21 protein-coding genes and 1 pseudogene are annotated in these 26,707 nt (G+C 64.4%); 6 read left to right on the top strand and 16 right to left on the bottom strand.

Annotation, left to right across the window (positions count from 1 at the left end; translation table 11 throughout):
• The first annotated feature begins 41 nt into the window (after nt 1-41).
• Both VK804_RS19275 and VK804_RS19270 read left to right on the top strand, forming a co-directional pair.
• Nucleotides 42-1,721 carry a glutamine--tRNA ligase/YqeY domain fusion protein gene (locus VK804_RS19275; protein WP_325373152.1) on the top strand — a complete coding sequence of 560 codons (1,680 nt, stop codon included), beginning with the start codon at nt 42-44 and terminating at the stop codon, nt 1,719-1,721.
• An 8-nt stretch (nt 1,722-1,729) separates the two neighbouring features.
• Nucleotides 1,730-2,122, top strand: coding sequence for a YybH family protein (locus tag VK804_RS19270; protein WP_325373176.1), 393 nt, complete (start codon nt 1,730-1,732; stop codon nt 2,120-2,122).
• Nucleotides 2,123-2,132: 10 nt separating this feature from the next.
• On the opposite strand, the gene VK804_RS19265 is transcribed toward VK804_RS19270, so the two are convergent.
• The 3 genes from VK804_RS19265 to VK804_RS19255 form a co-directional block, all read right to left on the bottom strand.
• The gene (locus VK804_RS19265; protein WP_325373150.1) at nt 2,133-2,459 is read right to left on the bottom strand and encodes a hypothetical protein; all 327 of its coding nucleotides are present in this window, start codon (nt 2,457-2,459) and stop codon (nt 2,133-2,135) included.
• 138 nt (nt 2,460-2,597) lie between these two features.
• Nucleotides 2,598-2,804 carry a hypothetical protein gene (locus tag VK804_RS19260; protein ID WP_325373148.1) on the bottom strand — a complete coding sequence of 69 codons (207 nt, stop codon included), beginning with the start codon at nt 2,802-2,804 and terminating at the stop codon, nt 2,598-2,600.
• Between the two features lie 53 nt (nt 2,805-2,857).
• Nucleotides 2,858-3,631 (bottom strand): outer membrane protein, encoded by a 774-nt coding sequence (locus tag VK804_RS19255; protein ID WP_325373146.1) that lies wholly within the window; start codon nt 3,629-3,631, stop codon nt 2,858-2,860.
• Between the two features lie 253 nt (nt 3,632-3,884).
• On the opposite strand from VK804_RS19255, the gene VK804_RS19250 reads away from it, so the two are divergent.
• The gene (locus VK804_RS19250) at nt 3,885-6,155 is read left to right on the top strand and encodes a ComEC/Rec2 family competence protein (RefSeq protein WP_325373144.1); all 2,271 of its coding nucleotides are present in this window, start codon (nt 3,885-3,887) and stop codon (nt 6,153-6,155) included.
• A 95-nt stretch (nt 6,156-6,250) separates the two neighbouring features.
• Here VK804_RS19250 and VK804_RS19245 read toward each other — a convergent pair whose 3' ends face one another.
• The 7 genes and pseudogenes from VK804_RS19245 to VK804_RS19215 all read right to left on the bottom strand — a co-directional run bounded on the left by VK804_RS19245 (nt 6,251) and on the right by VK804_RS19215 (nt 13,669).
• Nucleotides 6,251-6,487, bottom strand: coding sequence for a hypothetical protein (locus VK804_RS19245; RefSeq protein WP_325373143.1), 237 nt, complete (start codon nt 6,485-6,487; stop codon nt 6,251-6,253).
• Between the two features lie 184 nt (nt 6,488-6,671).
• A complete protein-coding gene (locus VK804_RS19240) occupies nt 6,672-7,091 on the bottom strand; it encodes a hypothetical protein (RefSeq protein ID WP_325373141.1) in 420 nt (139 codons plus the stop codon).
• 353 nt (nt 7,092-7,444) lie between these two features.
• On the bottom strand, nt 7,445-8,146 hold the full coding sequence (gene lexA / locus VK804_RS19235) for a transcriptional repressor LexA (protein WP_325373139.1): 702 nt from the start codon (nt 8,144-8,146) through the stop codon (nt 7,445-7,447).
• A gap of 166 nt (nt 8,147-8,312) precedes the next feature.
• Nucleotides 8,313-9,524 (bottom strand): gephyrin-like molybdotransferase Glp, encoded by a 1,212-nt coding sequence (glp, locus tag VK804_RS19230; RefSeq protein ID WP_325373137.1) that lies wholly within the window; start codon nt 9,522-9,524, stop codon nt 8,313-8,315.
• A 209-nt stretch (nt 9,525-9,733) separates the two neighbouring features.
• The gene (locus VK804_RS19225; RefSeq protein ID WP_325373135.1) at nt 9,734-10,354 is read right to left on the bottom strand and encodes an HAD-IA family hydrolase; all 621 of its coding nucleotides are present in this window, start codon (nt 10,352-10,354) and stop codon (nt 9,734-9,736) included.
• Between the two features lie 219 nt (nt 10,355-10,573).
• Nucleotides 10,574-12,316: a leucine-rich repeat domain-containing protein gene (locus VK804_RS19220; RefSeq protein ID WP_325373133.1), complete on the bottom strand. Its 1,743-nt coding sequence runs from the start codon at nt 12,314-12,316 to the stop codon at nt 10,574-10,576.
• Between the two features lie 221 nt (nt 12,317-12,537).
• A pseudogene (locus VK804_RS19215) lies at nt 12,538-13,669 on the bottom strand (alpha-hydroxy acid oxidase).
• Between the two features lie 146 nt (nt 13,670-13,815).
• Here VK804_RS19215 and VK804_RS19210 point away from each other — a divergent pair.
• The 3 genes from VK804_RS19210 (at nt 13,816) to VK804_RS19200 (ending at nt 17,972) form a co-directional block, all read left to right on the top strand.
• Nucleotides 13,816-14,379: a YbhB/YbcL family Raf kinase inhibitor-like protein gene (locus VK804_RS19210; protein ID WP_414642813.1), complete on the top strand. Its 564-nt coding sequence runs from the start codon at nt 13,816-13,818 to the stop codon at nt 14,377-14,379.
• A 987-nt stretch (nt 14,380-15,366) separates the two neighbouring features.
• Nucleotides 15,367-16,539 carry an NADH:flavin oxidoreductase/NADH oxidase gene (locus tag VK804_RS19205; protein ID WP_325373131.1) on the top strand — a complete coding sequence of 391 codons (1,173 nt, stop codon included), beginning with the start codon at nt 15,367-15,369 and terminating at the stop codon, nt 16,537-16,539.
• A gap of 98 nt (nt 16,540-16,637) precedes the next feature.
• Entirely contained in the window at nt 16,638-17,972 is a 1,335-nt protein-coding gene (locus VK804_RS19200; protein WP_325373130.1) for a S41 family peptidase, read from the top strand.
• Here VK804_RS19200 and VK804_RS19195 read toward each other — a convergent pair.
• The 6 genes from VK804_RS19195 to VK804_RS19170 all read right to left on the bottom strand — a co-directional run bounded on the left by VK804_RS19195 (nt 17,969) and on the right by VK804_RS19170 (nt 26,541).
• Nucleotides 17,969-20,698 (bottom strand): bifunctional diguanylate cyclase/phosphodiesterase, encoded by a 2,730-nt coding sequence (locus VK804_RS19195; RefSeq protein ID WP_325373128.1) that lies wholly within the window; start codon nt 20,696-20,698, stop codon nt 17,969-17,971. The genes VK804_RS19200 and VK804_RS19195 overlap by 4 nt on opposite strands.
• A gap of 152 nt (nt 20,699-20,850) precedes the next feature.
• Nucleotides 20,851-22,104: an MFS transporter gene (locus VK804_RS19190; RefSeq protein ID WP_325373126.1), complete on the bottom strand. Its 1,254-nt coding sequence runs from the start codon at nt 22,102-22,104 to the stop codon at nt 20,851-20,853.
• A 162-nt stretch (nt 22,105-22,266) separates the two neighbouring features.
• A complete protein-coding gene (gene moaC / locus VK804_RS19185; RefSeq protein WP_325373124.1) occupies nt 22,267-22,770 on the bottom strand; it encodes a cyclic pyranopterin monophosphate synthase MoaC in 504 nt (167 codons plus the stop codon).
• A gap of 3 nt (nt 22,771-22,773) precedes the next feature.
• Complete coding sequence (gene trpC / locus VK804_RS19180) at nt 22,774-23,595, bottom strand: indole-3-glycerol phosphate synthase TrpC (RefSeq protein ID WP_325373122.1); 822 nt, start codon at nt 23,593-23,595, stop codon at nt 22,774-22,776.
• Nucleotides 23,596-23,611: 16 nt separating this feature from the next.
• A complete protein-coding gene (gene trpD / locus VK804_RS19175; RefSeq protein WP_325373120.1) occupies nt 23,612-24,625 on the bottom strand; it encodes an anthranilate phosphoribosyltransferase in 1,014 nt (337 codons plus the stop codon).
• A gap of 14 nt (nt 24,626-24,639) precedes the next feature.
• Nucleotides 24,640-26,541, bottom strand: coding sequence for a peptidylprolyl isomerase (locus VK804_RS19170; RefSeq protein ID WP_325373118.1), 1,902 nt, complete (start codon nt 26,539-26,541; stop codon nt 24,640-24,642).
• Between the last annotated feature and the right edge of the window lie 166 nt (nt 26,542-26,707).

Raw genomic sequence — 26,707 nt, 5'->3', positions numbered from 1 at the left:
ATTTGGCAGAACCTCCGTTGATTCCCGAACAGGAAACAGCAATGACAGCAGCAGAACCGGTGGCCGCGGAGGCAGGGCGCGATTTCATTCGCGACATCGTCCAGGCCGACCTCGACAAACACAGGCTGATCGTGACCCGGTTCCCGCCGGAGCCGAACGGCTATCTGCATATCGGCCACGCCAAATCGATCGCCCTCAATTTCGGCATCGCCGAGGAATTTGGAGGACGCTGCCACCTGCGCTTCGACGACACCAATCCGACCCGGGAAGAGCAGGAATATATCGATTCGATCCAGGCCGACGTGCACTGGCTCGGCTACGACTGGGGCAAGTACCTGTTCTATGCCTCGGACTATTTCGATCGTCTCTACCAATGGGCGGAGGACCTGATCCGCGCAGGTCTCGCCTATGTCGACGACCAGTCGCAGGCGGACATCCGCCACGCCCGCGGCACCCTGACCGAGCCGGGCAGGAACAGCCCGTTCCGCGAGCGGACGGTTGCGGAAAACCTCGATCTGTTTCGTCGCATGAAGGCCGGCGAGTTTCCCAACGGCGCGCGGGTGTTGCGCGCGAAGATCGACATGGCCGCGGGCAACATCAACCTGCGCGATCCCGTGCTCTATCGCATCCTGCACGCCACCCATCCGCGCACCGGCGACAAATGGTCGATCTATCCCAGCTACGACTACGCCCATGGCCAGTCGGACGCGATCGAGGGCATCACGCATTCGATCTGCACGCTGGAATTCGAGGACCACCGGCCGCTCTATGACTGGTTCCTGGACAAGCTGCCGGTGCCGTCAAAACCGCATCAGTACGAATTCGCCCGCCTCAATCTGAGCTATACGCTGCTGTCGAAGCGTGTGCTGACCCAGCTCGTGCGCGACGGCCATGTCTCGGACTGGGACGATCCGCGGATGCCGACGATTGCGGGATTGAAGCGGCGCGGCGTGCCGCCGGCCGCGATCCGCGAATTCATCAAGCGGATCGGGGTTGCGAAAGCCAACAGCGTGGTCGATGTCGGCATGCTGGAGTTTTGCATTCGCGAGGAGCTGAACCGGACGTCCCTGCGCCGCATGGCGGTGCTGCGGCCGCTGAAGGTCGTGATCGAGAATTATCCGGAAGGCGAAACCGAGGAGATCGAGGCGATCAACCATCCCGACGATCCCACGGCCGGCACCCGCCGCATCGCCTTCGGCCGCGAGCTCTATATCGAGCGCGACGACTTCATGGAGAATCCGCCGAAGAAGTTTTTCCGGCTCTCGCCTGGCACCGAGGTGCGGCTGCGCTACGCTTATTTCATCAAATGCACCGGCGTCATCAAGAACGATGCCGGCGAGGTGATCGAGCTGCGCTGCACCTACGATCCCACAACCCGCGGCGGCAACGCGCCCGACGGCCGCAAGGTCAAGGCCACCATGCACTGGCTGCCGGCCAGGCAGTCGGTGCCGGCGGAAATCCGAATCTACAGCCAGTTGTTTGCAAAGCCTTCGCCGGATGCCGCCAATTTCGCCGCCGACCTCAACCCGCAGTCGCTGGAGGTTTTGCCCGACGCCCGCATCGAGCCCGCGGTCGCGCAGGCCAATTCGAACGAGGTGATGCAGTTCGAGCGCCAGGGCTATTTCGCCCGCGACAGGGACTCGGCGCCGGACCGGCTCGTATTCAACCGCACCATCGGCCTGCGCGATACCTTTGCGAAGGAAGTCGGCGGCAAGGCATGAGCGATCCGATGCGAGACGTGGCCGACGACACGGTGTCAGCGATCATCGAGAAATGGTCGACTGCGTTCCGCAGGCTCGACGCGGATGCGCTTTCCTCGTTTTACTCGAAGCATGCATTCTTCTTCGGGTCGAACCCGCGGCTCTATCGCGGCAGGGACGGCGTCAAGGCCTATTTCAACGGCTTGCCGAGGTGGGCATCGCCCACCGTTCGCTTCACCGATCGAGCAGCGACGCTGGTCAATCCCGACCTGATCAATTCCGCGGCCACGGCGTCTTTTGTCGTCGAGGAAGGGACGCCGCCGCTATTGGTCAAGATTACCTGGGTCATCGTTCGCGAGGACGGCATCTGGAAGATAGCCAGCCATCACGTCTCGTCGACGACCCCGCTCATCGAGCAGTAGCCTGATGCAGCTACGGGCAGTAGCCGTAGAGCCCGCAGACATAGGGCAGGCGGACGGCGTAGGAAACATAGGGTCCGCCGTAATACGCGCCGGGATAGTAGAAGTCCCACGACGAGCCGTAGTTATAGTTGCCGCGGTTCCACAGCGGGTTCGGCAAGAGGTTGTAGGGGATGATCGGCGCGACGGTCTCGCGCGTTCGCCGCGCCTCGAGGCGGACCGCGGGCGGCTCGTCGGCGAAAATCGCGCCGAGCCGGCTCTGGGTCGGCAGATCGGCGGCGGCAGCGGTCATTGCGGTGAGCAAGGTTGCAAAAACAGACAGCACGATCCTGCGCGGCATGGCCTGATCCCCGGTTGATTCGGGAATCCTAGTCGCGAGGCTGTTAGTAATGGTTAACGGGCACGGACCCGGCGATGAACCTGTCTCAGAAAAGGGTTTGATATCCGCCTTCAAACCTTGGCGTTTGATTGGCTGTCGTCAATCGAGGGCGTCGTGGCCGGCCTGTGTCAATACCGGCACATCGTCGCGCATTTCGATCAGGCCGAGTTCGGTCAGCGTGGCAAGGTCGCTCGCGCTGACCGGCGAGAGTTTCAGCCGGTTGGCCTTGATGTCGCGAAGCGTCCAGCGTAGCGCGATGGCTTTCTCGAGGCTGAATTGGACGAATGGTGTGGGATTGTCGGTCATGGACCTTGTAGAAGCCGCGGCGGCGGAATTCGTTCCGCCGCCGCGAGCAGCGATCAATAGCGTGCGAGGATCGGGCTGCCGAACGAATAGTTCAACCCGGCCTTGACGGTGTCGATGCGCAGGTTCTGATTGAACAGGAACGGCGCCCCGCCCGCGGAGAAGACGGTGTAGCCGAGCACATTGCCGAAGTCGTAGTGCAGATACTCGACCTTGGCGCTCCAGTTCGGCGCAAACTTGTATTCGGCGCCGGCGCCGATCGTGTATCCGGAATCGGTCGAGTGCCGGGTCAGCGACGAGAAGGAACCGGTGACGGTGCTGAAGCTCGATGCGTCATCCAGCAGGGCGTAGCCGCCCTTGACGTAAAACAGCGCGCGATCATAGGTGATGCCGAGCCGGCCGGTGAAATCGATATAGGCGCCGCTCCGCAGGCCGACGCGGGTTCCGGATGCGGTACCCGTCAGCGGGGTGGTGCCGCCCAGATCCATGTAGCCGCCGTCGGCTTCGAGGCCGAACAGAAAGTTGCTGGCCTGCCAGTTATAGCCGGCCTGACCGCCGGCGAGGAAACCATTGGTGTTGATGGAGGTCACCGTTGCCGGGAGCGCCGCCGCGGCGTAGCCGTTGATGTCGGTGATATCGGAATGGGCCCACACACCGCCCGCGTTCAGGCCGGCGTAAAAGCCCGCCCAGCTGATCACGGGATCGATCGCCACCAGCGGCGGCGCCTTGGCGTAGGGCACGGCGCCGAGATCGGCCGCGGATGCCGCGCTGACGCTGATGATGACGCCGATCGCCGCGGCGGCTGAAAGCACCGGTTTTGAATTTGTCATGCAAAACTCCCCAAGCATGCAACGGGAGCATCGGCTTCAAGGCAAAATACCGTCGGCCAAGGCTCCATACCCCGCCTTCTTGGTAGGCCGAATTCCCTTAAGGGAGCGTTCGGCGACATGGTAAACGGCGGAACTCCGCGCCCCCTGCGTGGGTAGCGCTTTCCCCGATATTCCACATCCGTTCCACTAGCCCGGCGCCGACAGCCTACGGTAGCATTTGAACCCTGAGCAGGTTGCGTGGGGTGAGGCCTGGATGGCGCAGGGGCGCAGGATCCGGACGCAGGGGGTCGCCGGCACATGGCCGCCGCGCGAGGCGGCAGGCCCCATCGCGCCTTCCAGTTTCGACACATGGCCGCAGCTCGCCGCCAAACTGCGCGAATGGATTCTGGCCGAGGCCGGCGCCGGCCGGCTGCTGCCCTGGGTGCCGATCGCCTTCGGCACCGGCATCGCGTTCTATTTCGCCGCCGATCATGAGCCGGTCGCATCGGTCGCAGCCGTTACGGCGACGGTGTTTTGCCTCGCCGCGTTCCTGCTGCGCCGGCAGAAGGCCTTCCCGGTCGCGGTGATGGTCGCGGCCATTGCGGCGGGCTTTGCCACGGCAACCCTCAGGACCGCGTGGATCGGCCATGGCGTGCTGGCACGTCCCCTCTATGGCGTCACGCTGTCGGGCTTTGTCGAGACCCGCGACATCCGCGAGCGCACCGACCGCTTCGTGCTGCACGTGGTCGCGATGGATAGTCCGCGCGCGGCGATAAAACTGGAGCGGGTGCGGTTGTCGGTGCGCAAGGGCACCGCGCCCGACGTCGGCAGCTTTGTCGAATTGAAGGCGCGGCTGCAGCCGCCGCTTGCCCCGATGCGTCCCGGCTCCTACGATTTCGGCCGCGACATGTTCTTTCAGGGCATCGGCGCCTCCGGTTTCGTTACCGGTTCGATCAAGACCGTGCAGGCGCCGGTCAGCGGCGGGCTCTCGCTGCGCTACGCCGCCCTGATGCAAAGCTTGCGCGACTCCATCGACGCGCGGATCCGCACCACGCTCGACGGCGACAGGCGCGCGATCGCAACTGCCCTTCTGACCGGCCGCCGCGACGCCATCACCACCCCGGTCAACGATGCCATGTTCATCTCCGGCCTCGGCCATGTGCTGTCGATCTCGGGCTATCACATGGCTGTCGTCGCCGGCGTGGTGTTTTTTGCGGTGCGCGCGCTGCTGGCGCTGATCCCGCAGCTTGCCACCGGCTTTCCGATCAAGAAATGGTCGGCGGCCGCAGCGCTCGCCGCGGCGCTGTTTTATCTGCTGCTGTCGGGCGCTGAAGTCGCCACCCAACGGTCGTTCTTCATGACGGCGGTGGTGCTGATCGCAATCATGGTCGACCGCCGCGCCATCACCTTCCGAACGCTCGCGGTGTCCGCGATGATCGTGCTTTTGATGGCGCCGGAAGCGCTGGTGCATCCGAGTTTTCAGATGTCGTTTGCGGCCACTCTCGGTCTCGTGGCGCTGGTGCAGATCGGCATGCCCCGCCTGTTTGCTTCGCCCGATCATTCGGCGACCGCGAAGGTCGCGCTGTGGGGTGGGCGCGAGCTGATGACGCTGACGCTGGCCTCGCTGGTGGCGGGGCTTGCGACCACGCCCTACGCCGCCTTCCATTTCCATCGCATCACGCCCTATGGCGTGCTCGCCAACCTGGCGGCGATGCCGGTGGTGTCGGCGTTGGTGATGCCGGCCGGCTTGCTGGGCCTGGCCGCGATGCCGTTCGGCTTCGACGGCGTGTTCTGGTGGCTGATGGGGATCGGCATCGACTGGATGATCGCGGTGACGCGATGGGTCGCAGCACTCCCCGGCGCGATCGGGCGGATGGCGGCATTCGGCATCGGGCCGCTGATCGCGGCCTCGATCGGGATCGTGCTGTTGGGACTGTTGCGGACGCCGTTGCGCTGGTCGGGCGCGGCGGTGCTGGCGCTTTCGGTGGTGTGGGCGCTGATGGTGCCGCAGCCGGATATCCTGATCTCCGCCGACGGCCACAATGTCGGCGTCCGCGGCAGGGATGGCCGGCTGCATCTGATGCGCACGGCGAAGGATGCGTTTCTGCTGAAAGAGTGGCTCGCCGCCGACGCCGATCCGAGGTTGCCCACTGATCCCACGCTCACCGACGGCGTCTCCTGCGATGGCGAGGGCTGCGTCACCGAGATGGAAGCGGGCGGTCTCGTCGCACTGACGCTGAAGCCCGAGGCGCTGGCGGACGATTGCGCGCACGCGGCGCTGTTGGTGACGGCGAGGCAGGCGCCGCCGTCATGCGCGTCGGCGGTGATCGGCCGGGATCTCTGGACCAGCCATGGCGCAATGGCGCTGTGGCGCAACGCCTCCGCCTTCAGGCTCAGCGCCAACAAGCCGCGCGGCGTCGACCGGCCGTGGTCGCCGGCGGCGGGCGACGAGCCGGAGACGGAACCAACGCTGGTATCGCGCACCAAACCAGCGCGCGCGGTGGATGCGACGCCGGCGGAGGCCGATCTGCAAGGGGAGGAGTGATTTTCTCTCCGTCATTCCGGGGCGTGCGAAGCACGAACCCGGAATCTCGAGGTTCCGGGTTCAGCCCCATGGGCTGCCCCGGAACGACGTTCAACTTATTTCTCCGGCGATACGGAGGCCTGCCGCAGTTCGAAGGCGCCGAGATGAAACTCTTCATTGGCGTCCGTCGCTGCGGCCCCCGCGGTCTTGACCAGGGCGAACATCGCGTCCGGGAATTGCTGCCAGACGGCGAGATCTTCCGGCGCAACCGTGAGCCAGCCGAACCGGAACATGTAGCGGCCGGGTTCGGTGACGTGTCCGACTTGCTGCCAGCTGACCTTATTGACGCCCAATCGTGCCGTCTCCTTCGTCCGATCGGCCACACGACCAAGCGCCGCCAGCCGCCTCGCGCCAATCCCGTCCCATTCATTTCGTCGGCACACACACCCTGTCCGCGATCCCTTCAGGAGAATCGCGTCCGACCCGGCGCCCGCGCCGATCCCGCCGGCCGGAGCCGGCGGGAGGGCGAAAGATATGTCAGCCGGCGGAGAGCGGGGTGGCTCTTTGTTCGCTGACCGGCCGTGCCCGTTCCGCGGGTTGCTGGCTCACCGGCAATTGCAGCACGGTGGCGCGCTGGCCCTCGCAGAGCAGCGTCACCAGCACGTGGCTACCGTCCGGAAATTCGATCGCGTCATGATGGCGATCGGGAATGTGCCGGTCGATCTCGCCGAACTTGCCGACCCGGAAATTGATTTCCCGCGTCCAGATCCAACGATTGTCGTAGCGGACATTCTCGGCGAAGGCGAGTTCGGTACCCGGAAGCATGCAGACCGCGACGGTGGGGTCGGTTTCTGACGCAAAGCCGCGGGTCGCCGTGCCGCGGAACATCGTCGTGATCAGCGTCTCTCCGACCTCAGCGGGGCGGGTCGCGACGGCATGCAGGCTATAGTCACACATCGGATTGCTCCTCGTTCGAGATAGCGAACCCGCGCCGCTGCGAGAGGCGCAGGCCTCTATCAGAGTGGACAGTAGGAAACAAAGGTCTGCCCGGTTGCAGGCAATTCTGCGACGGCGGGTGGAGGTGGCCGATCACAAATTCGTTTTTGGATTTGCGACTGTGGCCTGACGCGCGCGGCGGAATCGGCGCAGGACCGTTCTCACCTCGCCCCGCTTGCGGGGAGAGGTCGGCGCGAAGCGCCGGGTGAGGGGGACTCTCAGCGAGTCCCGATGCCGAGACAGCCCCTCACCCCAACCCTCTCCCCGCAAGAGCGGGGCGAGGGAGCGGACTTCCGCTGCCGCGCCGTTCGAATTCAATACTTCCGGTAAAGCCCGATCAGCTTGCCCTGAATCTTGACCCGGTTCGGCGGCAGGATGCGGACCTCGTAGGAGGTATTGGCGGGTTCCAGGGCGATCGAGGCGCCGCGGCGGCGGAAGCGTTTTAGCGTCGCCTCTTCCTCGTCGATCAGGGCGACCACGATATCGCCGGTCTCGGCCGTTTCGTTGCGCTGGATCAGCGCCATGTCGCCGTCGAGGATGCCGGCATCCACCATGGAATCGCCGCGCACTTCGAGGGCGTAATGTTCGCCGGCGCCTAACATGTCCGGCGGCACGCTGATGGTGTGGCTGCGGGTCTGCAGCGCCTCGATCGGCGTGCCCGCGGCGATCCGGCCCATCACGGGGACCGCGACCGGGCGGTTGCCATCGTCGTCGGCGGAGACGCTGGCCGAGCGGACCTTTCCGAGCGTGCCTTCGATGACGCTCGGCGTGAAGCCGCGCCGTCCGTTGCCGCCGCCCGAAAGCTCCGGCAATTTGATGACCTCGATGGCGCGGGCGCGGTTGGGCAGGCGGCGGATGAAGCCGCGCTCTTCCAGCGCAGTGATCAGGCGGTGGATGCCGGATTTGGAGCGCAGATCGAGCGCGTCCTTCATCTCGTCAAAGGAGGGCGGAACGCCGCTTTCCTTCAGGCGCTCGCTGATGAATCGCAGGAGTTCATATTGTTTGCGCGTGAGCATCTCGACCAATCCCCAGTTTGATACGTGCCGTCAGATTCCGAGGTGTTCAACAGACACCAGCACTCGAAACAAATCATGAACGAACACTATATGTTCCATATGTGTTCCGCAACCACTTAATTTCCCGTCAACGCGGCCCCGCTTTGTTGGAACCGCTATCGCCGGCTCACACGGGAAGCCGCAGGATCTCGCAAACCGAGCCCGTGGCGGCGGCTTTTGCGAAGGGCGGGCGGATCACAAGCGCCCGTGCCGCAGCGAGATTTGCAAGCAGCGAGGAATCCTGATGGTCGACTGGGATAGCGATCAGCGCGCCATCGGTGCGCCGCTCGAGGCGGGCGCGAAGATAGTCTTCGCGCTGGTCGTTCTCGCCGACATCGCGCCCGAGCAGCGCGCTCTCGCGGACATGATGGACGTCCGCGCGCCCCGACAGCGCGCGAATCAGCGGCACCAAAAACAGGAAGCCGCAGACATAGGAGGAGACGGGATTGCCGGGCAGGCCGATCACCCGCATGCCCCCGAGTCTGCCGTGCATCATCGGCTTGCCCGGCCGCATCGCGATCTTCCAGAACGCCATTTCGACGCCCTCGGCCTCCAGCGACCGTTTCACCAGGTCGTGGTCGCCGACCGAGGCGCCACCGGTCGTGATCAGGATGTCGGCGGCAGAGTCGCGGGCGCGGCGGACGCCGGAGGTCGTGGCTTCGACCGTGTCGGCGGCAATGCCGAGATCGATGATCTCCGCACCCTGGCTGCGGGCCAGCGCCCGCAGCGCGTAGCCGTTGGAATAGACGATCTGTCCGGGGCCAGGGGTTTGCCCGGGCATCACCAGTTCGTCGCCGGTCGCGAGCAGCGCGACCTTCGGCCGCCGACGCACCGGCAATTCCGGGTAGTTCATGCCGGCGGCGAGCGACAGGTCGCGGTCGGTGAGGCGGCTTCCCGCCGCCAGCAGCGCATCGCCTTTGCGGAAATCGATGCCGGCCGGCCGGATGTGCCGTCCGGCGCGCGCGGCTTCGGTGACGGTGACGGTGCTGCCGCTGACCGTGGTGTCTTCCTGGATGACGACGGCGTCGGCACCGGCGGGGATCACCCCGCCGGTGAAAATCCGCACCGCTTCGCCGGCGGCGATCGCCTTTTCGAAGGGACGGCCAGCCGCGACCTCGCCGATCACCGTGAGCCGCGCGCCGATGGCAGCGGCGTCCGTCGCGCGCACCGCATAGCCGTCCATCGCCGACATCGCCTGCGGCGGCTGCGTGCGCCGCGCGGTGACGTCGTGCGCCAGCACGCGATGATAGGCGGCATCCAGCGCGACCGTCTCTTCGGGCAGCGGCACGGCGCCCGCGAGGATCGCGGCAAGCGCGTCGGTAACCGGCATCAGCGCCACGGCGAAACTCCCGAAAGGCTCAGGTCTCAATCACCCACCGTCATTGCGAGCGCAGCGAAGCGATCCATTCTTCCTTCGTCATTCCGGGATGGTCCAAAGGACCGGACCCGGAATCTCGAGATTCCGGGTTCGATGCTTCGCATCGCCCCGGAATGACGGCCGTTGGATTGCTTCGCTGCGCTCGCAATGACAGCCGCTGCCGTTATAATCTAAATCCCGAGCGCGGCCAGCGCCTGCGCGACATCATCCGGCGACCTCACATGCACCCCGATCAGCCCCCGCGCCCGCGCCCCCGCAATATTATCAGCGGAATCGTCGAAGAACACGATGCGTTCCGCCGGAACCCCGATTGCGTTGACCACGTGATCATAGGCCGCCGCATCCGGCTTCCGCAGCCCGATCGAGGAGGACAGAAAAATTTCGCGGAAATGGCCGAGCACGTCGGCATGCACCACCGAGAAATGCGCGACATGGGCATTGTTGGTATTGGAGAAGGCATAGAGCGGCAGTTTTTTCGCCGCGCGCGCCAGCGCCTGCGCAATGCCCGGCATCTCGCCGGCAAAGATTGCGTTCCACCCCTCCAGGAACTGGGCGTCCGACAGCGCAATCCCCATCGCCGCGCACTGGCCGGCAAAATATTCGGCATCGCTGATCTCGCCCCGCTCATGCCGGTGGTTGAGCTCGCCGAGCGACAGCCGCCCGACCAGTTGTTCCGGCGCGCAAGCCGCATGACGCCCCCAGCAGGCGAACGCCCTGGAAAAATCGATATCGAGCACGACGCGGCCGAGATCGAACAACAGCGCATCGGCCGAGCCGGGGGAGAGTGTCATGGCGGAGACCTACGAAAGCTACCGAAGGAAGCAGCCATGCAGTGTGTCTGACGAAAGTTGCGGACTCAAGCCAAGGTACAAAATGGTACCGCTATTTGACACCCGATTTATGCGATTAGCTCGTGGGCGCGGCGATAGGATGTACGAAAACCGGAAGAGGGTAACGGTAGGCGTGTTTGCCTTTGACGTCGAATAGTTGAAGCGGTTTGAAGTCGGCTCTTAGGGTTTCACGCGCACAACCTCGGGCCGCAAGGTCCGTTGCAGCGCTTCCCGACGCTTTTCGCTCTCGACCGTAACGACGAAGCGCCAGCCACTGAGACGGTCGAGGGGCGCGAGGTCGCTGACTTGGGTACGGGATAGATACAGCGTCTGCAGTGAGCGAAGGCCCGAAAGAGGCGCAATATCGATGACTTTGGTGTCTTCAAGCGAGAGCGTCTCCAGGGCGGCAAGGTCCGCAAGAGGCGCGAGATCGATGATTCGGATGCGATCAAGATAGAGCCTCTGCAAGGCGGAGAGACCTGCGAGGGCTGCGAGGTCGTTAACTTGAGTGTTATTAAGAAAAAGCGTGCGCAAGGCGGCAAGGCCGGCGAGAGGAGCGATGTCGCCGACTTGCGTGCCGGAAATGGAAAGCCTCTGCAAGCCGTAGAGCCTTGCGAGGGGCGCGAGGTCGCTGACTCGCGTACCGGTAAGGTAGAGCGTCTGCAAGGCGGTAAGGCCGGCGATGGGCGCGAGGTCACCGACTTGTGTGCCGTCAAGGTCTAGCCTCTGCAAGGTGCCGAGTCCGGAGATGGGCGCGAGGTCGCCGACTTGCGTGTTGTCAAGGTAGAGCGCCTGCAAGGCGGTGAGTCCGGCGATCGGCGCGAGGTCGCCCACTTGCGTGCCGGTAAGGGAGAGCGTCTGTAAGGCGGTGAGGCCGGCGATGGGCGCGAGGTCCTTCAAACCTCTAAGATCTGGCTCCAAAAAATTGAGCTGTTTAATCCATGGCCGCCACGAGGGCGGAGGCGCTTGTCCTGATATAATCATTTGGTGGATCTTAGAGATACTAAAACCGGGTGGCGGCGCATCCAGTTCAACAGCGGCTTTTGCTGGCGGAACTTTCACGTTGTCTCGATCGGCCGCCCACTTTTTTCCAACGGCTTCAAGCCCCATCGCTGCATGTTCGATGCTATCGAGGACCAAATGTTTGAAGCCATGCTCGAAATGACTCCAGGCGTCCGCCAGTGGCCGAGCGACATCGACACCAATTCGTATGGCTCGAGCAGTTTTTTGCAGGAGCTTGGGATAATCTCTGACGATGTCGATCGTGTTTCGGTACCAGCGCGGAACAAAACCGGGCATGCGCAATTCGATTCTCGCGATCCGCAGTAGACCGCGCGCGTCGCGCATTTGTCGTTTGAGACTATCCGCCGTGGCAGACGTCGCCTCAGCAATTTTTTCGACCTGTTCGACCCCTAGGCTAAGCCTCTTCTCAGCACCTTCTGATGCCGCCATAGCCTGGATAGCGTCGCGTGAGGTTGCGTCTATTTCGCGCGATGGTGCGCCATCAGCGGGATCGTGAACGTCGACGGATGCCAGTTCGCGGTATTCGTCGAGTGCGGTTGCTACTGAACTCAGGAGGACACCGATATGTTGGTCGATGGCCATGCCGCGAGTAGGTGGCGGCCGCTGATCCTTGTTCTCGCGCGGCTGACGGGATTGCTCTTCGGTTTGAATGAATCTCCGCCGAATGGCGGGCAACCTCACGCGCACGTATTCCAACGGCTGGCGGCAGCCCTCGGCGGTGCCGTCTGGGAGCGATTGTAATTCGTCGAGCAATTCTTGCAGTTGTTCCACAGGAAAATCTGAGGACAAGGACTGCTTAAATTTAACAAGCGCGTTTGCTAAGGCACGCGCGTCCGCCGCGACTTCGCGCAGTTCGATCATCAGAGATGGCGGCGGCGTAGTATAAATCAGTTTCGGCATTGCAGGCAGCTTTGGGGCGGGCTCTTGCGCCTAAACCTATACTAGCCTTCTTCGCGGCGATACAACCGGGCATGCCTCGTCCGGCAAGGAAGCTAACTATCTCGTCATGGCCGGGCTTGGTCCCGGTCATCCACGTCTTTCCAGTCTAATGGAGCCGAGACGTGGATGCCCGGCACAAGGCCGGGCATGACGGAATTCGCGATTGGTGGCTTGTGTGCTCCTCAATACCGATACGGCTCGATCTCCAGTAGCGGAAACGCGCTGAGCGCATGCGGCATGTTGGTCGGCTGAGCCGGATGCAGATAGCTCTTGTCGAGCTCGGCGAATTTCGTCACGCCGAGCAGCCCCAGACTGCGGATCACCTCGTCTTCCATCAGCTCCAGCATCCGCACGATGCCCTGTTCGCCCTTGGCCGCCAGCGCGTAGCAGTGCATGCGGCCGATGCCGACGAGGTCGGCGCCGAGCGCTATTCCCTTGACGATGTCACTGCCGCGGCAGAAGCCGCCGTCGACCATGATTTTCGCGCGGCCTTTTACGGCGGCGACGATCTCGGGGAGCACATGCATGGCGCCGCGGCCGTGGTCGAGCTGGCGGCCGCCATGGTTGGAGACGTAGATCCAGTCGACGCCGTGATCGAGCGCGATCTGGGCGTCCTCCGCGGTGGCGATGCCTTTTATCACCAGCGGGATTTTATATTTGTCCTTGATCAGTTTCACCGTGCGCCATTCCAGCCCCTTCTGGAAATCGCCGCCGGTGGCGCGCACGCGGCTTAAGCGCACGTAACGCTTGGCGATGTCGCGCTCCCGGCGGCTGTAATGGGCGGTGTCGACGGTGAGGCAAAACGCGGCGTAGCCATGCTTGATCGCGCGCTCGACGCGATCCTCGACGAAGGCGTCGTCGCCGCGGACATAGAGCTGGTACATCCGCAACGCATCGGGCGCGGCTTCGGCAGTCTTCTCCAGGCCCGGCTCCGACACCGAGCTCAGCATGTGCGCCGCGCCGAAGGTGCCCGCGCCGCGCGACACTGCCGCACCCGCGCCGGGGTCGAAACAGTTCGAGCGCGCCGACCGGGGCGATCATGACGGGGATACGCAGCCGGCGGCCGAACACCTCCACCGAGGCGTCGACCCTGGCGACATTGCGCAGCACGCGCGGCCGGAACGCGATCTCGTCGAGCGCCATGCGGTTGCGGCGCATCGTGGTCTCGGTCTCGGCGGCGCCGACGATATAGTCCCAGCAATTCTGGTTGAGGTTGGCGCGGGCTCTGCGCACGAACTCGTGCAGGTTCTGGAACTCCTCGCCGCTGGCGCCGAGTTCGACTTGCTGCGGCGGAATGCGTGGCGCCTCGTTCATGGTGTCCTCCCCGAAAATGCTTGTTGGCTTCGCCTTGGTTATTCGCCTATCGCGTCCTGCGCTTCCGCACCATCCCGAAAATTGCTATGGCTGTCGGCAGCGGGAGCAGAGCAGGACATCCCGGCGACCAAAGGGAGGGGACGAACATGACGAAATTGGCACTATGGGCGGTGCTGGGCCTGAGCCTTGTCGGGGCAACCGCCGCCAACGCGCAGAGCATGACCGTGACCAGCGCCGAGATCAAGGAAGGCGCCACCATCGCCAACGAGCAGGTGTTCAAGGGCTTTGGCTGCACCGGCGATAATGTGTCGCCGAGCTTGAGCTGGAGCGGGGCGCCGGCGGCGACCAAGAGCTTTGCGGTCTCGATCTACGATCCGGACGCGCCGACCGGCTCGGGCTGGTGGCACTGGGTGGTGTTCAACATTCCCGCCGCCACGACCTCGCTGCCGAAGGGCGCGGGCGACGTGAAGAAGAAGGGGATGCCGAAGGGTGCGATCCAGAGCCGGACTGATTTTGGCGCCGACGGCTATGGCGGCCCGTGCCCGCCCGCCGGCGACAAGCCGCACCACTACCAGATCACGGTATTCGCCGTTGACGTCGACAAGCTGCCCGACGCCAAGAACGACATGGCCTCCGCCGCCCTGGTCGGCTTCGACCTGCATTTCCATACGCTGGCGAAGGCGACGCTGACCGGGTTGTACGGCCGCTGATGCGGGGCCTGTAGCCCGGATGCAGCCAGCCGGTCGCGCGAATGCGCGGCCGATGGCGAAATCCGGGGCCTCCACGGGCGATGTCGCGTTCCCGGATTGCGCCCGTGGGTGGGGCTTCGCTCCACCCGCGGGCTCCATCCGGGCTACGGCAGCTACGTACTGCCCGCGGCCGAAATTTGCCCGTCGTGCCAATTTGCCGCATGCTGTAACATAGAAATAAACTTCCGAATTATAGAAGTATCGCTTGCGGCCCACCCAAATCACCTCTATATTCCCCTCCGTCCCGCCCCACCAAAAGGGGCGTATCATGATCGTCGCGAACGCGGGGCGGGATGCGGTGGACGCCGAGGGTGCATCTGACGAGGGCACTTGAGGCGGATGGAAAAAGCGTGTGGTCCTGGCACCCCGACGCTGGTGCTAAGTTCGCGTGAAGTGACGCGGATGACGGCGGCCAAAAGGCCCGGAGCACCGGGGAGAGCGCGCTATAATCCGTAAACCATTGCGTGGGGAATGCCGGGTGATTCCGGTGTGACCTGTTAACGCGTGTGCATTCTACCCACTACCATCGCACACGTGGCTATCGGGCGCATCGAGCGCCCGGCATTCCCTGCGCCCTTTGTTTGGAAAGGGCCGAAAATAAACGAATACCTCGCGCAACCACATGCGGCGAGATCGCGAACGTATGTCTCCGTCATTGCGAGCCAACGGGTCGCGCGAATGCGCGCCCGATGACAGGCTCCGCGAAGCAATCCATGAAGCAACAAGCAAGAAAGATGGATTGCTTCGCTAACGCTCGCAATGACGGTCTTTGGCCGCTGAACTTGAATCCTCATCCGTCGCCTCAACGACGACTTTATTCGGCATCGAACTTCGGAAATTCCGGCTTTGCCGCGGTGCCAAAGCCCGTATATCGTCACCGCATCCGAACAAGACCGCTCGGCGCGCTGCCGGCATGACGATGTCGGCCGCCATACGGGGAAATCAGGCATGTCCGGGATGAAGCTGTTTTCGCCGCTGACGATCCGGGGCGTCGAGCTGAAGAACCGCATCGTGGTGCCGCCGATGCACCAGTATTCGGCCATCAAAGGGTTTCCGACCGACTGGCATCTGATGAACGCCGGCAAATTCGCCGCCGGCGGCGCCGGCCTCGTCGTGGTGGAATCGACCAAGGTCGAGCGGCGCGGCTGCGGCACCATCGGCGACCTCGGGATCTGGGAGGACGCCTTTGTCGAGCCGCTCGCTCGCCTCGTGAAATTCATCAAGCAGCAGAACGCGGCCGCCGGCATCCAGCTCGGCCATTCCGGCCGCAAGGCGCGCGCCAACCGTCCCTGGGAAGGCGACGGGCCGCTGAAACGGACGCCGGAGATCGACGACTGGGAGGCGTGGTCGCCGGTGGCGCCAAGCGCGATCGCCCATAGCGAGAAATGGCCGGTGCCGCGGGCGCTGGAGCGCTCCGAGGTGAAGGACCTGGTGCAGGCCTGGGGGCAGGCGGCGCGGCGAGCGCAGGAGGCCGGCTTCGACGTGCTCGAACTGCATGGCGCGCACGGCTATCTCGTGCACGAATTCCTGTCGGAACGCTCCAACCAGCGCAGCGACGAATATGGCGGTTCGGAACTAAACCGGATGCGCTTCATCACCGAGGTCACCGAAGCCGTGCGCACGCATTGGCCCGAGCACAAGCCGCTGTTCGTGCGGCTGTCGGTGCAGGACAACGCCGGATGGGGCCCGGAACAAAGCGCGCGGCTGGGGAAAATCCTCAAACCCAAAGGGGTCGACGTGATCGACTGCTCCTCCGGCGGCATCACCGATGCGGCCCCGATCCTGGGCAAGGAGATCAGATATAACTACCAGGTTCCGCTGTCGGAATATGTCCGCCGCAACGCCGATATCATGACCATGGCGGTTGGCCTCATCATCCACGGCGATCAGGCCGAGCAGATCCTGGAGGCGGGGCAGGCCGATTTGATCGCGGTCGGGCGCGAAATCCTCAATAATCCGAACTGGCCAATGGATGCTGCCCTGAAACTGGGCATCGAGGGGGCGTTCCGCGGCGTACCCCCGCAATTCGGCTGGTGGTTAGGGTCCCGCGCCAAGCGCGGATTCGGCACAATGCCGTCAACCTGGCAAAACGGCCTCAAAGATACCGGAAAGGTGATGTGAAAACGGTGTTGTTGAGTCTGTCGGACCGGCCCAGATAAATGCTATCCGGGCGAGGCCGGCAGCCGGTCAAAATCGAAAGCGAGAAGGTCCGCCATCCCATGCGCAAGAATGTCCTGTTTTTCCTCGGCGCCGCGGCAGGTGCGTGCCTGACCCTTCTCGTCACCTCGCCGCATGGCCCGCAATGGACCCAGGCGGCGCGCGCCGATGGCGGCCCCAATACCTATTCGTCGCTCAATCTGTTCGGCGAGGTGTTCGAGCGGGTCCGCAGCGACTACGTCGAGAAGCCCGACGACAGCAAGCTGATCGAAGGCGCGATCAACGGCATGGTCTCCTCGCTCGACCCGCATTCGCGCTACATGAACGACAAGGCCTGGCGCGACATGCAGGAGACGACCCAGGGCGAGTTCGGCGGGCTCGGCATCGAGGTCACCATGGAGAACGGCCTGGTCAAGGTGGTCTCCCCGATGGACGACACGCCGGCGGCGAAGGCCGGCATCCTCTCGGGCGACCTGATTACCGACATCGATGGCGACGCGGTTCAGGGGTTAACGCTCGAGCAGGCCGTGAACAAGATGAAGGGTCCGGTCGACACCAAGACCCACCTCAAGATCATGCGCAAGGACGTCGACAAGCCGATCGACGTGACGATCACCCGCGAGATCATCCGGGTGCGTCCGGTCACCTTCCGCACCGAGAGCGGCGACATCGGTTATATCCGGATCGCCTCGTTCAACGAGCAGACCACCGATGGCCTGAAGAAGGCGATCGCGGAGATTTCGAAACAGATCCCGCAGGACAAGCTCGCCGGCTATGTCGTCGACCTCCGTAACAATCCCGGCGGCCTGCTCGACCAGGCGGTGTCGGTGTCGAGCGCGTTCCTGCCGCGCGGCGAGGTGGTCTCGACACGCGGCCGCACGCCCGAGGAAACCCAGCGTTTCAGCGCCCGTGGCGGCGATCTCACCAAGGGCAAGCCGGTGGTGATGCTGATCAACGGCGGATCGGCCTCGGCTTCCGAGATCGTGGCCGGCGCACTTCACGATCACAAGCGTGCCACCCTGATCGGCACCCGCTCGTTCGGCAAGGGCTCGGTGCAGACCATCATTCCGCTCGGCGCCGGCAACGGCGCATTGGCGCTGACCACCGCGCGCTATTTTACGCCGTCGGGCCATTCGATCCAGGCGCAGGGCATCAAGCCCGATATCGAGGTGCTGCAGGCGGTGCCCGACGAGCTGAAGGATCGGCCCGAATTGCAGGGCGAGGCGTCGATGCGCGGCCATCTGTCGGCCGAGGGCGCGGAGGCGACCGGTTCGCAGTCCTACGTTCCGCCGAATGAGAAGGACGACAAGGCGCTGGCGGCGGCCTACAATTTCCTGCGCGGGGTTACCGTCAATGCCGACGTGCCGTCGCAGCCCAAGGCCGCCGTGCCGAACTAAACGCTGGCGCTGCGGGGCCGGCGTTTTCGCGGCGGGCCGTAGTTCGGGGACGGCCCGCGGTCCCCGAAGCACAGCTCCCTGATCGCGGCCGCCGGTTTCGGCGGGCTGAACAAATAGCCTTGCATCTCCGAGCAGCCGAGTTCGGCCAGCAATTGCCGCTGCTGCTCGGTCTCCACGCCCTCCGCCGTCGTCGTCATGTTGCGCTCGGCGGCGATATTGACCACCGCCTGCACGATGCAGGAGGAGCCGCCGGGCTCGGCGATATCCTTGACGAAGCAGCGATCGATCTTGATCTTGTCGAACGGAAAGCGCTGCAGGTAGCTCAGCGAGGAATAGCCGGTGCCGAAATCGTCGAGCGCGATCCGTACGCCGATCTGGCGCAGCTGATGCAGGATGGCGAGCGCCGCCTCGTCATCGCGGATCAATACCGCCTCGGTGATCTCCAGTTCCAGCCGTCCCGCCGGCAGGCCTGAGGCCGCCAGCGCCGCCACGATCTTCAGCGCCAGCGTCCCGCTCTTGAACTGCACCGGCGAGACGTTGACCGCGATCCTGATGTCGTCGGGCCAGAGGGCGGCTTCCGTGCAGGCCGTCGTCAGCACCCATTCGCCGAGCGCGTTGATCAGGCCGGTCTCTTCGGCGATCGGGATGAATTCGGCGGGCGAGATCATGCCGCGCTCGGGATGGCGCCAGCGCAACAGCGCCTCGCAGCCGGTGATCTTGTCGTCGGCGAGGCTGACGCAGGGCTGATAGTAGACCTCCAATGCCTCCTCGGCGATCGCCTGGCGCAGGTCGGTCTCGAGCTTGCGGCGCGCCTTGACCTGCGCGTCCATGTCGGGTTCGAAGAAACGCCAGGTCCGGCGTCCCGCCGCCTTGGCGGCGTACATCGCCAGATCCGCGTTCTTGAGGATCTGGTCGAGATCGGTGCCGTGCTCGGGCGCCAGCGCAATGCCGATGCTGGCGTCGGTGGTCAGCTGATGACCGAGACATTCAAAGGGCTCGCGGATCGCGACGAACACCCGTTCCACGAGATCGGTGACATCGGCGGAATGGCCGACCGCGGTCTGAACGATGGCGAATTCGTCGCCGCCGAGCCGTGCGACGAAGCCGGAAGCGGTCATGCAGCGGGTCAGGCTCGCCGCCACCGCCTTCAGCAATTCATCGCCGATCAGATGGCCGAGCGAGTCGTTGACGCTCTTGAATTCGTCGATGTCGATGTAGTGCACCGCCAGCTGCTCGCCGGGAGCGATGCGTGCCAGCTCCAGTTTCAGCCGCTCGTGAAACAGCGCGCGGTTCGGCAGGTCGGTCAACGCGTCGTAATGCGCCAGATGGGTGATCTGCGCCTCGGCTCGCGTGCGCGCGGTGATGTCCTCGTGGGTCGCGACCCATCCGCCATCCGTCAGCGGCTCGTTGACGATCTGGACCGAACGTCCGTCCGGGATCGTGATGGTCATGGCCTGCCGCAGCCCGATGTCGCGCAGGATGCGGGCGCAATAGGCGTCGACGTCGCCCGCGAACGATCCGGTGGCCTTGCGATGCGTGATGATCTCGCGGAAAGTGCAACCCGGCTTCACGACGTCCGCCGACAAGCCGTACATCTCGATATAGCGATGGTTGCATACCACGAGCCGGCGCGAGGAATCGAACAGCAGCAGGCCCTGCGTCATGTTGTTAACGGCCCTGTCGAGGCGCTGCTTCTCCAGCCGCAAACGTTGCTCCGCCAACCGGTGCTGGTGCGACAGCTTGCGCACCACGAGAAACAGCAAAGCCGCGATCACCATCGCCGAAAAGCCGGCGACGGCAATCATGAAGCGGATTTGCGCGCGCCAATCCGCCAGCGCCGCCGATACCGGCGTGGTTGCGATGATGACCAGCGGAAAATCATCCGATAGGCGCGCCGAACCCAACCGGTCCACGCCGTCGACCGGACTGACCATGCGCAGCGTGACACTCTTCTTGGTCCCGGAGAGCAGGCGCTGGAACATCGGACCGTCGCCGAAGTTCTGTCCGATCATCGCGTCGGCGTGAGGATAACGTGCCAGCAGCGTCCCGTCGCGATGGAACATCGAGATCGCCGCCTCGTCGCCGAGCGCCAGGCTCTCGAAGAACTGCTCGAAATTGGTCGGCTCGATACCCCTGCCGATGACGCCCAGGAATTCCCCGTGCGGGCCCGTCATCTTGCGTGCGATCACGGTGGTCCAGACGCCGGTGATCCGGCTGTGCACCGGTTCGACGATCATGCCGGGCGATTGCGGATCATTCTTGAAGGCCTGGAAATAGGACCGGTCCGCGACACTGACCGACGGAACCGGCCAGGCCGAGGAGGAGTTGATCAGCATCCCGTCGGCGTCGAAAACGTTGACGCCGCCGACATAGGACATGGCGCTCAGCTTGGAGTTGAGCATCAGGTGGATTTCGGGGGTCGACATCCGCCGTTTGAAGTGTTCGGGGCTGTCGATCGCGCTCGCCCGCATATAGGCGATCAGGTCGTTCTGCACCGCGCCGAAGTCTTCGAGCTGCTGGTCGAAATGACGCGACAGCAGCAACACGGTGTTTTCCAGCTCGCGCTTGCTGTTGTCGAGCGCGCGGTCGCGGAAGCTGCCGGCCATGATCGTGGTGCCGATCACGATCGCGGCGATCAGCAGCCCCCCGCCGACGATAAGCCAGCGGATCGGATTGTCGCCCAGGGACGCCTTGGCGTTGGGGGAGGCGGTGCCGTTTGCCGTCATCGTTCTGGATCGCTGCCAAGCTTGCATGCCGGCAGCTTCGTCATGCCCCAGCCCGGCGGAAAGATACGATGCCGAAATGGAAGTGAAGTTAGCAAGTGGAGTTAACGATGGGTTAACGGGCAGCGCTCGACAACGCAGACAGCCAGACCGGACTAGGCCCGACCGCCTGCTTCGTTCGTGACCCGATTGGTCCTCGACATCGCCACCAGGATGATCGCGGCCACAATGTTGGTGCCGGCGCTGGCCAGGATAGGCAGCGTATAGGTATGGCTGAGGTCGAAAGCGAAACCGGCGGCGCTCGGGCCGATCAGGGTGCCGAGCGCCACACTGGAATACAGAATGCCGATGATGCCGCTGACATTGCGGCTACCGAATGAATCCATCACCACGGCCGGTAGGATCGCGACCCACCCGCCGTAGAACAAGCCAAAGACCAGCGCGAAGACCGTCAGCGACCAGAAGCTCGTCGCGACCACCCAGATCGCGAGTGCGAGCGTCATACCCGAGATCATCAACAACAGCGAGGACTGGCGTCCGATCCGGTCGGCAAGGCCGCCCAGCGTGAAGCGCCCGGCGGTAGAGCCGATGCCGATCGTGCTCAGCAGCAATACGGCCGATGCCGGCGCAATGCCGTGGTCCCGCGCGTAAGGCACCAGATGGACGAACGGAACGAACCCTCCGAATGAGGCGATCAGGCAGGCCGCATACAGGCTGATGAAGCGTGGCGACCGGATCGCCTCGCCGACGGTTGCGCCTTCGCGCCGCGCAGGCTGGACTCCCGACGGTGGCGGATCGCCATCGGGACCAAGGCCGCGGTCGCGCGGATCGTTCTCGATCAAAAGCGCCAGTCCACCACCGACGACGGCGACGAGTGCGCCGAGCGTGAAATAGGCGCCGCGCCATCCGATCGTGCTGATGAGAAGTGTGGCCAAGGGCGGCATCGCCAGCGTACCGACGCCGATGCCGCTGACGGCCAGACCCGAGGCAAATCCGCGACGACGGAAAAACCAGCGCTGCACCACGCCGATCGCCGGTACATAGGCAAAGCCGATCCCGAAACCGACACCCAGTCCATAGGCCGCATAGACTGCCGCGAGACTGCGTGCCGCGCCCGCGGCCGCAAGACCAAGGCCCGTCAGCACCATGCCGGCAACCACGAGTCGACGCGAGCCGAGGCGATCGGCAAGAGGGCCGCTGACCGCCCCGAGACCGAAATAGAGAAAGCCCGCCAGCGAAAACACCAGTGATACCGAGCCGCGCGAGGCGCCGAATTCGCGCTGCAGCGGCTCGACGAATGCCGAGAACGAAAAGGCGCAACCGAAGCCGACGAAGGTCACGGCGAAGGCGGCGGCGACGACGAACCAGCCATAGAAGATGCGTGAACTGGGCATGGTCGCGCTGCTCATGGCCGACTCCTCCGGGCGTAACACTCGCATAAAGGTTGTAGTGCTGTCTATTGGCCCGCGCACGACGAACCGAAGGGGCCCAAGGGAACCCGGCGCAGGACGTTGCAGCGAAGATTATCGTTCGCCAGCGCCAATTCGGCAGCATGGTGTTCAGATCGCGGCTCAGTTGCCAGCGCGATAATGCCCGGACTTGCCGCCCTTTTTTTCAACGAGATGAATGGCCTCGATGCGCACGCCGCGCTCCGCCGCCTTGACCATGTCGTAGATCGTCAGGCACGCGACTGACACCGCCGTCAGCGCTTCCATCTCGACGCCGGTCGGACCCGTGACCTTCACGGTGGCGCGCACGACGCAGCCCGGCAGCTTGTTGTCCGCTGTAATATCGAGACTCACTTTCGACAACGCCAGCGGATGGCACAGCGGTATCAATTCCGAGGTGCGCTTCGCAGCCATGATGCCGGCGAGCCGCGCCGTGCCCAGTACATCGCCCTTCCTGGCATTGCCGGAAACGATCAGCTGCAAGGTCGCCTTGCTCATGACGACGCGGCCCTCGGCGACGGCGGTGCGTTCGGTGGCGGGCTTGGCCGAGACGTCGACCATCCGCGCCTCACCGCTGGCGTCGATATGGGTGAGGGCGGGTTTGCCAGTCGAGGATTTGCGCGCCATGGGTCAGCGCGTGCCGGTGGCGCGGGACAGATCGCCGCGTGCGAGCAGCGCGCGGGTGGCGGCGGCGACATCGGCCTGCCGCATCAGGCTTTCGCCGACCAGGAAGGTCGACATGCCCACGCGTGCAAGCCGAGCGAGATCGGCGGGCTCGAAGATGCCGCTTTCGCCGACCATCAGGCGATCCCGGGGGATCAGCGGCGCCAGCGCCTCGCTGGTGGCAAGCGTTGTCTCGAAGGTGCGCAAGTTGCGGTTATTGACGCCGATCATCGGCGAACGAAGTTTTAGCGCGCGGTCGAGCTCCGCGCGTTCATGGATCTCGAGCAGCACGTCCATGCCCTGCGCGATCGCGGCATCCTCGATGTCCTTTGCCGCGGCGTCGTCGAGTGCGGCCATGATGATCAGGATGCAGTCGGCACCGAAGGCACGGGCTTCGACCACCTGATAGGTGTCGTAGATGAAATCCTTGCGCAGCACCGGCAATCGGGTCGCTTCGCGCGCCGCCACCATGAAATCGAGATGGCCCTGGAACGAGGGGGTGTCGGTCAGCACCGACAGACAGGCCGCCCCGCCGGCCTCATAGGCCGTGGCCAGCGCCGGCGGATCGAAGTCGGCGCGGATCAGCCCCTTCGACGGTGAGGCCTTCTTCACCTCGGCAATCAGGGCATAGTCGCCACGGCTGAGCTTCTCGCGGATGGCGCTGACAAAACCGCGCGGCGGGGAAGCGGCCTTGGCGCGGGCTTCAAGGCTCGCCAAGGGCTGCGCGCGCTTGGCTGCTGCGATCTCCTCGCGCTTGTAGGTCTCGATCTCGGTCAGGATGTCGGACATCGCAAGGCAACCCGCGTCAGCTGTTCGAGACGGCGATCAGATGCTTCAGGCGCGCCGCCGCTGCGCCCGTGTCGAGCGATTTGGTGCCGAGCGCCACACCTTCCTTCAGGGTTTTGGCGCGGCCGGCCACGACCAGCGCGGCGGCCGCGTTCAAGAGGGCGACATCGCGAAAAGGGCTCGGCGTCCCGTCGAGCACGCTCTGCAAGGCGACCGCGTTGGCGTCGGCATCGCCGCCTTTCAGCGCGTCGCCGCCGACGCGCGACAGGCCGGCTTCCTCCGGCGTCACCTCGAAGGTGCGGATATTGCCGTTCTCGAGTGCGGCGACAAAGGTCGGGCCGGTGAGGGTGATTTCGTCGAGGCCGTCGGAACCGTGCACCACCCAGACGGATTCCGCGCCGAGGTTTTTCAGCACCTGGGCCAGCGGCTGCACCCATTGCCGCGAAAACACCCCGACCATTTGCCGGGTGACGCCGGCCGGATTGGACAGCGGCCCCAGAAGATTGAAGATCGTGCGGGTCGCCAGTTCGGCACGCGTCGGGCCGACGTTCTTCATGGCGGGATGGTGCGACGGCGCGAACATGAAGCCGATACCGGCTTCATGGACGCAGCGGCCGACCTGCTCGGGCTTGATATCGATCTTGACCCTGAGCGCAGACAACACGTCAGCGGCGCCCGAACGCGACGACAGCGCCCGGTTGCCGTGCTTGGCGACGGGAACGCCCGCGCCCGCCACGATGAACGAGGCGCAGGTCGAAACGTTGACCGAACCCGAGCCGTCGCCGCCGGTACCGACCACGTCGACCGCGTTCGCAGGCGCGGTGACGCGCAGCATCTTGGCGCGCATCGCGGACACCGCGCCGGTGATCTCCTCGACGGTTTCGCCGCGGACCCGAAGCGCCATCAACAGCCCGCCCATCTGCGAGGGCGTGGCTTCGCCGGACATCAGGCTGTCGAAGGCGGATGCCGCCTCCTCGCGCGACAATGTGGCGCCGGTGGCGACCTTTCCGATGATAGATTTGAGATCGTCCATCGTGTGCCTTCGAACTAGTTATTCACGCCGGTCACCTGCGCGAAGGCGGCCTGGTTGATCGTCGTGCCGATGTCGGATTCAAGCTTGTTGACGTATTGCGCGAGCTGTTCATCGGTCAGTCCGCGCACGAGGGTTTCCTTCAGCTTCTGGATATCGTCCGAAGCAAAATCGACGGGGGGATCGGTGATGTCGGTAACGCGGAAGACCACCCATTCATTGGCGCCGCTGCCCGAGGTTTGCCCGACGCCATCCTTGGCGGTGGCAAAAGCCGCGCTGATCGCGCCGGAGGGTACGCCGGGCAGCGAGGCGTCGCGCCGGAAACCGCTGGCGGTTTCGACCTTCAACCCGGCGGCTGCGGCTTCGTCCGCAAGCTTGCCGCCCTGACCGAGCTTTTCGACCATCTCGGTTGCCTTGGTCCTTAGCCGGCTCGTGATCTGGTCGGCGCGCCAGCGCGCCTCGACCTGGTCCTTGACCTCGTCGAGATTGCGCTCGCGCGACGGGGTGATACCGAGCACGTCGTACCAGACATAGCCGCCCTTGAACGAAATCGGGTCGTTGTCGACGCCGACGTCGCTGTTGAAGGCCTGCGAGACGACGTCGAGGCCGGGGGGAATGTTGCTGGCCAGCTGACCGTTCGGCAGACGGCCGGAGCGGTCGACGGCGTCGATGGTGACGGCGGCGAGCCCCAGCTTGCTGGCGGCTTCGATGACGCTCGCACCGCCGCCGCGTTCGTCCTCCATCTTGTCGCGCAATTCCGCAACCTTGTTGCGCGCGCGCTCGATGGCGATCTCCTTCCGGAGGCTCGCGGCGTAATTCTCATAGGCGGGTTCGACGCCGGGCTCGATCTTGCCGATCTTGACGAGCGCCACGCCGAACTTGCCCTGCACCGGCTGGCTGACCTCGCCGGAAGGCAGCGAAAAGGCGGCGTCCGCGACGGCGGGGTCGAGGATGGCGGATTTCGCCACCATGCCGAGGTCGACGTCGGAAGCACTCAGCCCACGCTCCTTGGCGAGATCGTCGAACGACAATCCGGAGGCGATCCGCGCGCGCGCCGCGGCGGCCTCGTCCGCGTTCGGAAACACGATCTGCGAAACCTCGCGCTGTTCCGGCTTTCCGAGCTTGTCGCGGCGCTGTTCGAACAGCTTCTTGGCGTCCTCGTCGGAAACCTCGGACCATTTGCCGATCTCCTCCGGCGTCACCACGACGAAGGCGATCTTGCGATATTCGGGAGCGCGGAACAGGGTCTTGTGATCGTCGAAATAGCCCGCCAGCGCTTCCCGCGACGGCGGATCGATGGTGCCGGCCTGGGCGGCGTCGAGTTTGACGTATTCGATGGAGCGCTGTTCGTTCTGGAAGCGGCTGAGCGCCTCGATCATCGTCTTCGGCGGTTCGGTGCCCGCGGAGATGGCGCCTGCGATCTGCCGCCGCAACGATACCCGCCGCTGGTCGGCGATATAGCGTTGCTCCGTGAAGCCGAACTGCCGGATCACCGACTGGAAGCGGGCCGGATCGAATGTGCCGCCGACGCTCTTGAAATTGGGATCGGACAGGATTGTGCGCATGGTCTCGGCGTCGGACTGTCCGAGCCCGAGCCGCCGCGCTTCCTCGTCAAGCGCTGCTTCCGCGATGGTCTGCTGCAGTACCTGACGGTCAAGGCCGAAAGCGCGGGCCTGATCGGGGGTCAATGGACGGCCGAATTGACGGCTGATCTGCTGCAGCTTGTCGGTATAGAGCTGGCGGAACTCGTTGGTCGATATCTCGGTGTGGCCGATGGTGGCGAGCGTCGATTGACCGTATCCCCTGAAGATGTCGGCGATGCCCCAAAACCCGAAACTGACAATCAGGACGCCCATCACCACGGCCATAATGGTCTTGCCGAGCCAGTTTGATGAGGCTTTGCGTAATCCTCGAAGCATGGGTCCAACTTGGTTTTTGTAGGAGGGGAAGCGGCTTGCGCCTCAAAGCCGATATCGCAAACGAGCGCAACCGAATTGATAACGCATCATAAAGTGGCAACAGCTCCGTCGCAACCACTGGCGGAGCCAAACCGCGCTACTGGAACTGTTGGGCAGGCTCTGCTAG

The sequence above is a fragment of the Bradyrhizobium sp. genome (genome assembly GCF_035484855.1).
Classification (GTDB): Bacteria; Pseudomonadota; Alphaproteobacteria; order Rhizobiales; family Xanthobacteraceae; genus Bradyrhizobium.
Note: the sequence above shows the minus strand (reverse complement) of the source record. Positions and strands in the feature narration are given on the sequence as shown.